General features: G+C 51.9%; 13 protein-coding genes. 10 read left to right on the top strand and 3 right to left on the bottom strand.

Annotation, left to right across the window (positions count from 1 at the left end):
• Nucleotides 1-3: 3 nt before the first annotated feature.
• Nucleotides 4-777, bottom strand: a complete 774-nt coding sequence (locus CJO09_RS00305; RefSeq protein WP_119440603.1) for an IclR family transcriptional regulator — start codon at nucleotides 775-777, stop codon at nucleotides 4-6.
• Between the two features lie 134 nt (nucleotides 778-911).
• Here CJO09_RS00305 and CJO09_RS00300 point away from each other — a divergent pair, with 134 nt between their 5' ends.
• Genes CJO09_RS00300 through CJO09_RS00290 form a run of 3 tightly spaced genes read left to right on the top strand, consistent with a single transcriptional unit; the run spans nucleotide 912 to nucleotide 4,079 of the window.
• Nucleotides 912-2,441, top strand: a complete 1,530-nt coding sequence (locus tag CJO09_RS00300) for a class I adenylate-forming enzyme family protein (RefSeq protein WP_119440602.1) — start codon at nucleotides 912-914, stop codon at nucleotides 2,439-2,441.
• Nucleotides 2,438-3,247, top strand: coding sequence for an enoyl-CoA hydratase/isomerase family protein (locus CJO09_RS00295; RefSeq protein WP_119440601.1), 810 nt, complete (start codon nucleotides 2,438-2,440; stop codon nucleotides 3,245-3,247). Before CJO09_RS00300 ends, CJO09_RS00295 begins: the two co-directional genes overlap by 4 nt.
• A 19-nt stretch (nucleotides 3,248-3,266) precedes the next feature.
• A complete protein-coding gene (locus CJO09_RS00290; RefSeq protein WP_119440600.1) occupies nucleotides 3,267-4,079 on the top strand; it encodes an enoyl-CoA hydratase-related protein in 813 nt (270 codons plus the stop codon).
• An 11-nt stretch (nucleotides 4,080-4,090) separates the two neighbouring features.
• Here the strand turns inward: CJO09_RS00290 and lexA are convergent, their stop codons facing one another.
• Nucleotides 4,091-4,747 carry a transcriptional repressor LexA gene (lexA, locus tag CJO09_RS00285; protein ID WP_119440599.1) on the bottom strand — a complete coding sequence of 219 codons (657 nt, stop codon included), beginning with the start codon at nucleotides 4,745-4,747 and terminating at the stop codon, nucleotides 4,091-4,093.
• Between the two features lie 90 nt (nucleotides 4,748-4,837).
• Nucleotides 4,838-6,037 carry an amino acid aminotransferase gene (locus CJO09_RS00280; protein WP_119440598.1) on the bottom strand — a complete coding sequence of 400 codons (1,200 nt, stop codon included), beginning with the start codon at nucleotides 6,035-6,037 and terminating at the stop codon, nucleotides 4,838-4,840.
• Between the two features lie 73 nt (nucleotides 6,038-6,110).
• Here CJO09_RS00280 and uvrB point away from each other — a divergent pair, with 73 nt between their 5' ends.
• The 7 genes from uvrB to hscB all read left to right on the top strand — a co-directional run bounded on the left by uvrB (nucleotide 6,111) and on the right by hscB (nucleotide 12,216).
• Complete coding sequence (gene uvrB / locus CJO09_RS00275) at nucleotides 6,111-8,132, top strand: excinuclease ABC subunit UvrB (RefSeq protein ID WP_119441319.1); 2,022 nt, start codon at nucleotides 6,111-6,113, stop codon at nucleotides 8,130-8,132.
• A gap of 370 nt (nucleotides 8,133-8,502) precedes the next feature.
• On the top strand, nucleotides 8,503-8,994 hold the full coding sequence (locus CJO09_RS00270) for a low molecular weight protein-tyrosine-phosphatase (protein WP_114420679.1): 492 nt from the start codon (nucleotides 8,503-8,505) through the stop codon (nucleotides 8,992-8,994).
• 198 nt (nucleotides 8,995-9,192) lie between these two features.
• Nucleotides 9,193-9,708 (top strand): Fe-S cluster assembly transcriptional regulator IscR, encoded by a 516-nt coding sequence (iscR, locus tag CJO09_RS00265; RefSeq protein WP_119440597.1) that lies wholly within the window; start codon nucleotides 9,193-9,195, stop codon nucleotides 9,706-9,708.
• A 14-nt stretch (nucleotides 9,709-9,722) separates the two neighbouring features.
• Nucleotides 9,723-10,934, top strand: coding sequence for an IscS subfamily cysteine desulfurase (locus tag CJO09_RS00260; protein ID WP_119440596.1), 1,212 nt, complete (start codon nucleotides 9,723-9,725; stop codon nucleotides 10,932-10,934).
• 29 nt (nucleotides 10,935-10,963) lie between these two features.
• Entirely contained in the window at nucleotides 10,964-11,353 is a 390-nt protein-coding gene (gene iscU, locus CJO09_RS00255) for a Fe-S cluster assembly scaffold IscU (RefSeq protein WP_114420682.1), read from the top strand.
• A 4-nt stretch (nucleotides 11,354-11,357) separates the two neighbouring features.
• Nucleotides 11,358-11,681, top strand: a complete 324-nt coding sequence (iscA, locus tag CJO09_RS00250) for an iron-sulfur cluster assembly protein IscA (RefSeq protein WP_119440595.1) — start codon at nucleotides 11,358-11,360, stop codon at nucleotides 11,679-11,681.
• A gap of 1 nt (nucleotide 11,682) precedes the next feature.
• On the top strand, nucleotides 11,683-12,216 hold the full coding sequence (gene hscB / locus CJO09_RS00245; RefSeq protein ID WP_119440594.1) for a Fe-S protein assembly co-chaperone HscB: 534 nt from the start codon (nucleotides 11,683-11,685) through the stop codon (nucleotides 12,214-12,216).
• Nucleotide 12,217: the final 1 nt, after the last annotated feature.

Here is a 12,217-nt window from a genome sequence, read left to right as displayed (position 1 = left end):
CGGTTAGTATGCCGGCATTTGTAATGGTGCCGCCCCAATTTCGCCTGCCGCGCTCAGTAACTTCGGCGCTAGTTCGTTGTGCATGCGTTGTGCACTGACGGTTTTTGTTGGAACCGGCATGGCCAATGCACCGTAGGCACCTTGCCAAAGAATAGGAACAGAAACGCCGCCAATTCCTTCATGCCAGGTGTTGCGCACCATGGCATAACCCAGGCGATAGCAAGCTTCCAGTGCATTTTCCAATCCACGTACATCTTCATTGCGTTGTTCCATTTCAGTTCTTAATCGCAGCAGGGTAGACCAGCGCTTTTGTTTCGGCATAGCCGCCAACGTTGCAATACCGGCCGCCGATACGTTCATTCTCAAGCGCCCACCGGTAGCCAGCCGAATGGCATGAAAATCGCTTCCTTGCACAACATCGACGTAGCACATGTGCAGACCATCCTGGATTGCCAAAGCCACGGTGTGTCCGGTTTGTTCGCTGATTCGGGCCAGGTGAGGGCGAACCCGGTCGCGCAGACCCATGCCTGCCAGTAGCGGATAGCCCAACGTGAGATTTTTTGGGGTCAGTTCATAAGTTCGCCCCTGATCGGAGCGTCGAAGGTAGCCCAGTTCGGTCAATGTGTGTGTTAAGCGGCTGACTGTTGATGGGGGTAATGTGATCAGCCTGGCAAGGTCGCCGTTTCCCAATGGCTTTTCGGCGCGAGAAAGGCATTCCAGAATAGCCAGCCCCCGGGCTAATGCGTCAACAAACTGCCGGTCTTTGGCTCCAGACATTCGTTCTATCTCCTGTTTTTTGCATGGCGGAATAGTTTTTCGCGCAATCATATTAAGATTGGCTCGATTACACAAATGATGATCAATGTGCCATGTTCGCCGAACGATCGTGCATTGACTAACAGGAGACCGTTATGTTGGCTGGCGATATGTTGCGCCGTTCCGCCGAGCGCTTCCCTTTGAAAACGGCTGTCATCTGGGAGGACCAGACGATTACCTATGAGGACTTGAATCGGACGGCAAATAAGTTAGCGAATGCTTTAATTTCCGCCGGTATTAAAAAGGGCGAAAAAGTTGCGATGCTGTGTCGTAATCGCCTCGAATATGCGGTTGTGTTTTTTGGTGTCGCTCGGTCGGGAGCCGTATTGGTAAACGTCTCGACTTTGTATTCACCTGACGAATTGGCTTTTGTTCTGGAAAAAGCCGATGTCACGACACTGATTTATGAGTCGCTTTTTAAGGACAAGATCGAGGGTGTGAAAGGGCAGCCACCTCTTTTGAGCCGGTATGTAAGTATTGGCGGCGGTACCGATGATACTGATTTGGCTGATTTTTATGCCGCCGGCGATGAAAGTTACCCCGACATTGAGCTTAAGCCTGGTGATCCATTTTGCATGACGTATACCGGTGGCACGACCGGGCGCCCCAAAGGTGTGCTTTGCAGTCATTTGAATCGCTATATCACGGCGCATACCGTGGCCATGGAGGAAGCGCTGGATGAGCGTGATGCCATTGGCATGGTTACGCCGCTATTTCATGTTGCTGCTTTGAACATCATGTTTCAGCCTGCAGTGCTGGTTGGGGCAACAAGCGTTTTTCTAACCAAGTGGAGCCCCGATGCCTTTGCGCAAATGGTGCGACAAAACCGCATGACGGCCGCGTTTATGGTGCCGACGCAAATAGCCATGGTTGTGAGCGATCCGGGCTTCGATGCCGGCGCCTATGAAAGCTGGCGCAAGGTGTCGTTCGCCGGTGCGCCCATGCCCGATTGGGTTCAGAAGGAGATGATGCGGTTGTTGCCTAATGTGGCTATGACACAAATTTACGGCCAGTCTGAAATGGGCGTGTTAACGTCGTTACGGGCATGGTATCTGCAAGACAAACTCGGTTCGATCGGGCGTCAGGCATACAACGTAGACATTGCGCTTATTGATACTGAAGGACATCCGGTGCCACGAGGCCAAATTGGCGAAGTGGCATCCCGAGGCAATAACGTTATGCTTGAGTATTACAACGAACCCGAGCAAACGGCAGCCTTTTGGCGCAATGGTTGGGCGGTAACCGGCGACTTGGCCGTTATGGACGAAGATGGCTTCATTACCTTGGTTGACCGCGCCAAAGACATGATTATTTCCGGTGGGGAAAACGTGTATCCCAAAGAAATTGAGAATGCCATTTATGAACTTGACGCTGTGGCCGAGTGCGCAGTGTTTGGCATTCCCGACGATAAATGGGGCGAGATACCGATTGCGTACGTGTTGCTGAAGTCAGCGGCCTCGTTAACGGAAGAAGAAATTGTTGATCATTGTGCCCGGCGTCTGGCGCGTTTCAAGCGTCCGCGGCAAGTCAAATTTGTTGAGAGCTTTCCCAAAACGCCGATCGGCAAAATTCAAAAGAACCTGCTGCGCGACAAATATTGGCAAGGCAAGGAGAAAAAAATATGAACCCAGTTTATGAAAGTTATCAGCGCTTGCAGTTCGATGAGCCTTTACCAGGCGTTTTGCGCATTACCATGGCCAACCCAGGACGTTTGAATTCCGCCGATGCCGTCATGCATGGGGAACTCGTGCGGGTGTGGCGTGATATCGATGCTGACCCCGATGTTTCCGTTGCCATTATCCGTGGTTCAAAGGGGGCGTTTTCGTCGGGTGGTGACCTGGATCTCGTCAAAGAGATGACGGAAGACTTCACGGTGCTGTCACGTGTCTGGAAGGAGGCACGGGACCTGGTCTATAACGTGATTAACTGTTCCAAGCCTATTGTTTCGGCGATGGAAGGACCGGCAGTGGGTGCAGGCCTGGTGGCCGGCTTGTTGGCGGATATCTCTATTGCCGCCAAAGATGCACGCATTATCGATGGCCACACCAGATTGGGTGTGGCCGCCGGAGACCACGCGGCAATTGTGTGGCCGTTGCTGTGTGGAATGGCCAAGGCGAAATACTATTTGATGCTGTGCGAAAGTGTTTCTGGTGAGGAGGCTGAGCGAATCGGCTTGGTGTCGCTATGTACCGATGCGTCGGAGCTGGAAGAAAAGTCGCTTGAAATTGCCACCCGTCTGGCAAACGGTTCGCCTTCCGCTTTGCGTTGGACGAAATATGCGCTGAATAACTGGTTGCGTATGGCTGGGCCCACTTTCGATACGTCGTTAGCATTGGAGTTTATGGGTTTTACAGGCCCCGATGCGAAAGAGGGGTTGGCCTCGCTGAAAGCAAAGCGAAAACCTGATTTTGATCAAAATTGCCCGTTATAAATAGCCGCGAGGAAAAAGAATGTCCGATCAAAAAAAAGTTCAACTTGAAGCTTCGTCTGCAGATAATGAGGTATTACTCGAGTTCCCATCTGCACATATTGCGATTGTGCGTTTGAATCGTCCTCATGTGCGCAATGCGCTCGATCTGGGGATTCGTAAAGAGCTGGCCGCGGTGTTCAGGTCGTTGGCCGATAACGCTGAATTACGTTGCGTTATTCTCACCGGCGGTGACAAGTTTTTTGCCGCTGGGGCGGACATTGAAGATATGTCCCGGATTGATGCGGTGCAGATGTATCATCGACATACGGAACGCTTGTGGGCAGCCGTGGCCGAATGTCCTGTTCCGGTTATTGCGGCCGTGGCGGGTTATGCTTTGGGTGGGGGCCTGGAGCTTGCCATGAATGCCGATATGATTGTGTCCGCGCGTAGCGCTCGTTTCGGCCAACCTGAGGTTCGGGTGGGAATTATGCCCGGAGCCGGGGGGACGCAACGTTTAACCCGTGCAATTGGCAAGTTCCGTGCCATGTACTTGTGCATGACAGGTTATTTGATCAGTGCTGATGAAGCTTATGATATGGGCTTGGTCAGCAAAGTGGTTGACGACGCAGAACTAATGCCACATTGCCTTGAGTTAGCGCAACATTTGGCCGGTCAGCCGCCTATTGCTTTACAGCAAATTAAAGAAGTGGTTTTACACGGTGCCGATGCGCCGTTGGGCGCAGCACTTGCGCTTGAACGAAAAGCGTTGCAGCTATTGTTTGCCACTCAAGATAAGCAAGAAGGGATGAAAGCGTTTCTTGAGAAGCGCAAGCCCGATTACAAAGGGTTGTAAATTATTGGAGGCTATTGCATGGTACGAATGAGTCCCACCGCAATGCCTTCCAGAGCAAATTCGTTGCCTGCATCGACAATAATGGGTGAGAAGTCGGGATTTTCCGGCAAAAGCTGAATTTGCCCGTTCTCGCGATGTAAACGTTTAACGGTAACGTCGTCACCCAGTCGGGCAACGACGATTTGCCCGTTACGTGCTTCGGCTGTTTTGCGAACCGCAAGGAGGTCGCCGTCGAGGATGCCGGCGTCGCGCATGCTTAGGCCACGCACCTTGAGCAAATAGTGAGGGGTGGCCGAAAATAATGAAGGTTCTACCGACAGTTCCCGTTCGACATGCTCGTTGGCCAGAATAGGGCTGCCGGCGGCAACGCGCCCAACTACAGGTAACACCAGCGGGTTGAAGAGTACGCCCGACGACAGACTGGTTTGCGATAACGCCGGTTCAGGATCGGTTTCCACTTTCAGGCGAATGCCGCGTGATGCCCCGGCAGTGAGTTCTATAGCCCCTTTTTTGGCAAGGGCCTTGAGGTGATCCTCAGCTGCGTTGGCAGACTTGAAACCCAGTTCTTTCGCGATTTCAGCACGCGTAGGGGGAAAACCCGTGCGCGCGATTTGCGTACGGATAAGATCAAGAATTTCCTGTTGGCGGGAGGTGAGTTTGATGGCCATGGAATAAGGGCTGTATTTTTATACAGCCCTTATTCTGCCCCAGCGGATATAAATTGGCAAGTTATTAATGCCGTTGCCAATCTTTTTTGCTTAGAGCACTTTTGCGATTGATTTTGCAACGTGATCGATGTTGCCACTGTTTAATGCGGCAACGCAAATACGACCGCTGCCAACCGCATAAACACCATGATCGGCGCGTAATGCTTCTACTTGCTCTTTGGTTAGGCCCGAATAAGAGAACATGCCGCGTTGCGCCAAAACAAAATCAAAGTTTTGCGTTACGCCGTGGTCTTTGAGCTTCTGAACCAATTGTGTTCGCATGTCGCGAATGCGGTTACGCATGCCGCTGAGTTCCTCGACCCACAGTTGATAAAGTTCGGGGGTATTCAAGACTGTGGAAACGACCGTGCCGCCATGAGTGGGCGGGTTGGAGTAGTTGGTGCGGATGACGATTTTCAGTTGGCTAAGAACCCGGGCGCTTTCGTCTTTCGACGCGCAAAGGAGTGTTAGTGCACCAACACGTTCGCCGTATAGCGAAAACGATTTGGAGAACGAGGAGCTGATGAGTACGGAAATATCCAGACTCGCAAATAAACGCACAACGGAGGCGTCGTCTTCGAGGCCGTCGCCGAATCCTTGATAGGCGATATCCAGGAAAGGAACCAAGCCGGTTTCTTTAACGGTTTCGGCGATTTGTTTCCACTGTTCGGTTGAAGGATCAACACCTGTGGGGTTGTGGCAGCATGCATGCAGTACGACGATTGTGCCTTTTGGCAGTGCTTTCAATGCCGCCAGCATGCCGTCGAAATCGAACCCATGTGTTTCAGGGTTGTAATAAGGGTATTGGTCGACCTGGAAGCCGGCGCGCTCAAAGATACCCCGATGGTTTGCCCAGCTGGGGTTGCTGATGACAACTTTGGCGTTGGGTTGAACGTGTCTCAGGAAGTCGGCACCGATTTTAAGGGCGCCTGTGCCGCCCAGGGTTTGAACGGTAAGGGCGCGCCCGGAAACGGCCAATTCGTTGTTCTGGCCAAGTAGCAGGGTTTGGGCACCTTTGTTGTAGGGCGCCAGGCCATCGATGGGCAGATAGGCGCGTGGTGCAGCCTGTTCAATACGTGCTTTTTCGGCTTCACGTACGGCTTTGAGCAAGGGTACACGGCCATTGTCATCGTAGTACACGCCCACACCCAGATTGACTTTTTCGGACCGGGTGTCAGTGTTGTATTGTTCGTTTAATCCTAGGATGGGATCGCGGGGAGCTAATTCAACGGATTCGAAAATTGAGGTCATATTACCTGTGATGTGTGAGGGAAGATAATTAATGAGATAATAAGGGGTTTACCCTTAGGTGTCCAGCATGGCCGTGAAAACACCGGGCTTCGTACAGTATCCGAACAGCCCTTTTGAACTCTACCAGCCTTATCCGCCCGCCGGCGATCAGCCGGCGGCAATTGATGCCTTGGTGGAAGGAATCGATGACGGCTTGATGTTCCAAACACTCTTGGGGGTAACGGGCTCAGGCAAGACATTTTCCATGGCCAATGTGATTGCGCGTACCGGCCGGCCTGCCTTGGTGCTGGCGCCCAACAAAACGCTTGCCGCTCAGCTTTATGCCGAGTTTCGTGAGTTCTTCCCGAAGAATGCGGTGGAGTATTTTGTGTCGTATTACGACTACTACCAGCCCGAAGCCTATGTGCCTACACGTGATTTGTTTATCGAAAAGGATTCGTCAATTAACGACCATATCGAGCAAATGCGTTTATCAGCAACCAAAAGTTTGCTGGAGCGGCGCGACACCATTATCGTTGGCTCGGTTTCCTGCATCTATGGTATCGGTAACCCCGGCGACTACCATGCGATGGTATTGACGCTGAGAACGGGTGATCGGGTGCCGCGCCAGGAGTTGCTGGCCCGGTTGGTTGCCATGCAATATGAACGCAACGATGTTGAGTTCGTGCGGGGCACGTTTCGGGCACGAGGTGAAACAATCGATGTGTTTCCTGCGGAAAACGCCGAGCTGGCAGTGCGCATTACGTTGTTCGACGATGAAGTGGAAACCCTGCAACTGTTCGACCCTTTAACCGGAAAGGTGCGTCAGAAGGTTTTGCGATTCACTGTGTTCCCACGTTCGCATTACGTGACCCCGCGTGAAACGGTGTTGCGCGCAATTGAAACGATTAAAGCAGAATTGCGCGATCGCACAAAAATTTTGCTGGATGATCACAAACTGGTTGAAGCGCAACGCCTTGAACAGCGCACTCGCTTCGATCTGGAAATGTTGCAGGAACTGGGTTTCTGCAAAGGGATCGAAAATTACTCACGGCATCTTTCCGGGGCTGCACCCGGAGAGCCGCCGCCGACGTTGATCGACTATCTTCCCGATGATGCCCTGATGTTTATTGATGAAAGCCATGTCACCATGGGGCAATTGGGCGCGATGTATAAGGGTGACCGTTCAAGGAAAGAGACTCTTGTAACTTACGGTTTTCGGCTGCCGTCCGCGCTGGATAACCGGCCATTGAAAATGGAAGAGTTCGAGGCGCGCATGCGCCAAACGGTGTTTGTCTCCGCCACGCCTTCTCGCTACGAATACGAACATGCCGATAATGTGGTTGAGCAAGTGGTCAGGCCGACAGGACTGGTGGATCCTGAGGTTGAGGTGCGGCCGGCCGTCACGCAGGTGGATGATCTGTTGGGCGAGATCAAGCTGCGCGTTGCGGTGCAAGAGCGGGTTTTGGTAACCACCCTGACCAAGCGAATGTCGGAAGATTTAACCGACTACCTTGTTGAAAGTGGCTTGAAAGTGCGCTACCTGCATTCCGACATTGATACCGTTGAGCGTGTGGAAATTATTCGAGATCTCCGTCTGGGCGTTTTTGACGTGTTGGTTGGGATCAACCTGTTGCGGGAAGGTCTGGATATTCCCGAAGTTTCGTTAGTGGCGATTCTCGACGCGGATAAAGAAGGGTTTCTGCGCTCGGAGCGCAGCCTGATTCAAACCATTGGTCGGGCGGCCCGGAACCTGAACGGTCGTGCCATCTTGTATGCCGATCGTGTGACAGACTCAATGCGTCGCGCAATTGATGAAACGCAACGGCGCCGCGATAAGCAGTTGGCTTTCAATGACGAGCACGGTATCGTTGCGCGCGGGGTCAACAAAGCGGTCCGTGAAATGATTGATGGTGTTGAGCAGCCAAACAAGCCGTCGCACGACGACAGTATTCCTGCTGAACTTTTAAGCGATGACCGGCTATTGGCTCGTGAGATACGCCGTTTGGAGAAGCAGATGCTTGATCATGCCCGCAATCTGGAGTTTGAACAGGCTGCCGCCGCGCGCGACGCGTTGAACCGGTTAAAAGAGCAAGTTTTGCTCAATCCAAGCTGATTTACTTATACAGTAATGTGAAAAACTTATTTGTTCCATGTGTCTTCTGCGGTAGGCGTTAGGCTGTTGCTAAATTGCAACGATGTTGGCTCAATAAGGCGAGAAGGGGCTGCTTGTCATTCAGAAGACACCTGTTTTACGTCTTTTCCCGGAATTACGATGAAAATGCGGCTCCGAGGCGCTTGTTGCAGTGCATTACTCCAGATCTGGCCATCTTTTCGATTAGGTTTGGCGCGTCGTGCCGCTTCGCGGCGGGACCGGATTAAACCGGGCTTTGGATGATACCTTTATAACAAATCGTCTTGCGTGAAGAAAAATTTTACGCTTAAATCTATTGCCTTATTTCGGGTTTTCCCTCACAATCTCATCCATGATGACTAAGGTACTTTTTGTTTGCACAGGTAATATTTGCCGCTCGCCCAGCGCAGAAGGCGTTTTTCGTCAAATGATCGAAGAAGCGGGTCTTTCTGGTCTGGTGGGTGTTGATTCGGCTGCTACACATGGTTTTCATGTGGGCGAGTCTCCCGACGCGCGGGCTCAGGCTGCGGCACGCAAGCGCGGTTACGACATTTCCCAATGCGTTGCACGTCAAGTCACGGCGGATGATTTCCGCGAGTTCGACTTCATTCTGGTGATGGACTGGGAAAATCTTTCCGCATTGCAGCAACAGTGCCCCCGGGTCTATCGGCACAAGCTGATGTTGCTTATGCGTTTTGCTAATGAGTTTGAGGAAGCCACGATTGCCGACCCCTATTACGGCGGCCCCGATGGTTTCAATAAGGTGCTCGATTACCTTGAAGATGCCTGTCAAGGCGTCCTTGAAGTCGTTCGCAAGCGCGCTACTCAGTATCAGGCAGCTTAAGACAGCCGTTTACGGGTGTTCAGGTTGTTGGGGCTACTCTTGTGGTCCTCTTCGAAAAGCCGGGCTTTAGCCCGGTTTTTTGTATCTGTTTAACCTAGCAATTCAGTCGGGTATTTGCTATACTTGAGTCAAATAGTCGGGAATTAATTAGTAGAGATTCATTCCTGTTGTTTGCACAGACACTGGCAAGGAAATCATATGCGATTAACCACAAAAGGGCGCTTTGCCGTTACCGCCATGATCGACTTGGCGTTGCGTCAGCACAGCGGTCCGGTTACGTTGGCGGCAATCAGTCAAAGGCAAAATATATCGCTGTCTTACCTGGAGCAATTGTTCGGTAAGCTGCGCCGCCACGAATTGGTTGACAGCGTGCGGGGTCCGGGTGGCGGTTATTCTCTGGCTCGCTTAGCGCGCGATGTCACCGTGGCCGATATCGTATTCGCAGTCGACGAACCGCTCGACGCCACCAGTTGTGGCGGTAAGGAAGATTGCAACGTGGGTCGTACGGGGCATTCAAGCCGTTGCATGACACACGAGCTCTGGACAACGTTAAATCACAAAATGGTGGAATACCTCGATTCGGTCTCATTGCAAGACCTGGTCGACAAACAACGCATGCGGGCATTACATGATGCCGCTGCAGAACGTAATGAAAATACAGTCAAGGTAAGTAAAGTGGCGAGCGCCAAGGTTGCGCCGTCAATGCCGGTTTAATAAGGAGTTGGTCGATGTCTTCACGTCCTGTTTATTTAGATTATTCATCCACAACGCCGGTTGACCCCCGCGTTGTCGAGAAAATGGTTCCGTGGCTTTACGAGCATTACGGTAATCCTGCGTCACGCAGTCATGCTTTCGGTTGGGAAGCGGAAGAGGCGGTGGAACAGGCGCGTGCTCAGGTTGCCGACCTGGTGAATGCCGATTCGCGTGAAATTATCTGGACATCCGGCGCAACCGAATCCATTAACCTGGCGGTGAAAGGCGCGGCGCATTTTTACGCCGAGCGCGGTAAACACATTATTACGCTGAAAACCGAGCACAAGGCGACGCTTGATACCTGTCGTGAACTTGAGCGCCAGGGTTTTGAGGTTACTTACCTCGATGTTCAAGAAAACGGTTTGCTTGATCTTGAAGTCTTCAAGCAAGCGTTGCGCTCTGATACCAGTGTGGTGTCTGTTTTAATGGTGAACAACGAAATCGGTGTCATTCAGGACATTGAAACCATTGGCGAGATTTGCCGCGAAAAAGGCATTATTTTCCATGTTGATGCGGCCCAAGCAACGGGTAAAGTGGAAATCGACCTGCAAAAGCTGAAGGTAGACCTGATGTCTTTTTCGGCACATAAAACGTATGGCCCGAAAGGCATGGGTGCATTGTTTATCCGCCGTAAACCTCGTATTCGCATTTTGGCGCAAATTCATGGTGGCGGTCACGAACGCGGTTTCCGCTCAGGTACGTTGCCAACGCACCAAATCGTAGGTATGGGCGAGGCTTTCCGTTTGGCCAAACAAGAGATGGGCACAGAAAATGAACGCATTCGTGTTCTGCGCGACCGCCTGTGGAACGGCGTTTCCGAAATTGAAGAGGTTTACCTGAATGGTGATATGGAACAACGCGTTCCGCACAACTTGAACGTAAGTTTCAACTATGTGGAAGGCGAGTCACTCATTATGGCCATCAAAGAATTGGCGGTCTCCAGTGGGTCGGCCTGTACTTCGGCGAGTCTGGAACCTTCCTATGTACTACGCGCATTAGGCCGGAACGACGAATTGGCACATAGCTCCATTCGTTTCACCCTGGGGCGTTTTACCACTGAACAAGATATTGATTTTGCAGTCGAACTATTAAAGGCCCGGGTCGGCAAACTGCGCGATATGTCCCCACTGTGGGAAATGGTGCAGGAAGGGGTTGACCTGGATACGGTTCAATGGGCCGCACACTAAAGATTTAAGAGAAATACAAGGAGCACATCATGGCTTATAGCGAAAAAGTACTGGATCACTATGAAAACCCCCGCAACGTGGGTGGTTTTGAAAAAGGCGATGCCGGCGTGGGTACCGGTATGGTTGGCGCCCCTGCCTGTGGCGACGTCATGAAACTGCAAATCAAGGTGAATGAATCGGGTGTTATTGAAGACGCGCGTTTTAAAACCTATGGCTGCGGCTCGGCTATTGCCTCCAGTTCGCTTGTAACCGAATGGGTTAAAGGCAAAACGCTCGATCAGGCAATGGAAATTCGCAACACGCAAATTGCCGAAGAGCTGGCTTTGCCACCGGTGAAAATTCACTGTTCCATTCTGGCCGAAGACGCCATCAAGGCGGCTGTTCAGAATTACAAGGAAACGCATAGCAAACAGGATTAAAACTATGGGTATTACGCTTACTCCGCAAGCGGCTGATCATGTCAGCCGCTATCTGGCAAAACGTGGCAAGGGCCTGGGTTTGCGCTTGGGTGTGCGCACAACGGGTTGCTCCGGTATGGCGTACAAGCTTGAATATGTCGATGAACCAAACTCCGACGATTCGGTTTTCGAACAGCACGGTGTAAAGGTTTTTATCGATGCCAAAAGCTTGCCGTACCTTGAGGGAACACAACTTGATTATGGTCGCGAAGGCTTGAACGAGGGGTTTAGGTTCACAAACCCCAACGAAAAGGCAACCTGCGGTTGCGGCGAATCATTTACGGTGTAGTGTGTCGTCTCAAAACTACTTCGAGTTATTCAATTTTCCGCAAACTTTCGCACTGGATACGCATTTGCTTGAAGCACGTTGGCGACAATTGGCGGGGCAAGTGCACCCCGACCGATTCGCCAACGCCACCTCAGCCGAAAAGCGTGTCGCCATGCAATGGGCGTCTACCATTAACGAAGGGTATCGGGTGCTTAAGCAGCCGCTGGCGCGCGCACGCTATTTATGCGAGCTGGCCGGCTGCGATTTGCAAACCGAAAGCAACACGCGAATGGATGGGGCTTTTCTGATGCGCCAAATGGAATGGCGCGAAACGCTCGATGAAGCGAAATCGGCGGCAAAGCCCGAAGCCTTTTTAGCGTTGGATACAGAGATCAAAGAAGCGATTGCAGACATGCAGTGTCATGTTGCTGCGCTTCTCGACGAGAATAACGATGCGAATGCGGCTGCTGCGAAGGTGCGCGAATGGATGTTCCTGGATAAGCTGCTAAGCGAAATTCAGGTGGCAAAACACGAACTGGCAGACCGGAACCAATAAT

Origin of the sequence: Neopusillimonas maritima, from assembly GCF_003576595.1 — a bacterium.
Taxonomy (GTDB): domain Bacteria; phylum Pseudomonadota; class Gammaproteobacteria; order Burkholderiales; family Burkholderiaceae_B; genus Neopusillimonas; species Neopusillimonas maritima.
The sequence above is the reverse complement of the archived record's forward strand: the minus strand, read 5'-3'. Positions and strand labels throughout refer to the sequence as shown.

Coding starts and splice junctions, on each gene's coding strand:
- CJO09_RS00305 (WP_119440603.1), bottom strand. CDS start 777: ATGTCTGGAGCCAAAGACCGGCAGTTTGTTGACGCATTAGCCCGGGGG.
- CJO09_RS00300 (WP_119440602.1), top strand. CDS start 912: ATGTTGGCTGGCGATATGTTGCGCCGTTCCGCCGAGCGCTTCCCTTTG.
- CJO09_RS00295 (WP_119440601.1), top strand. CDS start 2,438: ATGAACCCAGTTTATGAAAGTTATCAGCGCTTGCAGTTCGATGAGCCT.
- CJO09_RS00290 (WP_119440600.1), top strand. CDS start 3,267: ATGTCCGATCAAAAAAAAGTTCAACTTGAAGCTTCGTCTGCAGATAAT.
- lexA (WP_119440599.1), bottom strand. CDS start 4,747: ATGGCCATCAAACTCACCTCCCGCCAACAGGAAATTCTTGATCTTATC.
- CJO09_RS00280 (WP_119440598.1), bottom strand. CDS start 6,037: ATGACCTCAATTTTCGAATCCGTTGAATTAGCTCCCCGCGATCCCATC.
- CJO09_RS00270 (WP_114420679.1), top strand. CDS start 8,503: ATGATGACTAAGGTACTTTTTGTTTGCACAGGTAATATTTGCCGCTCG.
- iscR (WP_119440597.1), top strand. CDS start 9,193: ATGCGATTAACCACAAAAGGGCGCTTTGCCGTTACCGCCATGATCGAC.
- CJO09_RS00260 (WP_119440596.1), top strand. CDS start 9,723: ATGTCTTCACGTCCTGTTTATTTAGATTATTCATCCACAACGCCGGTT.
- iscU (WP_114420682.1), top strand. CDS start 10,964: ATGGCTTATAGCGAAAAAGTACTGGATCACTATGAAAACCCCCGCAAC.
- iscA (WP_119440595.1), top strand. CDS start 11,358: ATGGGTATTACGCTTACTCCGCAAGCGGCTGATCATGTCAGCCGCTAT.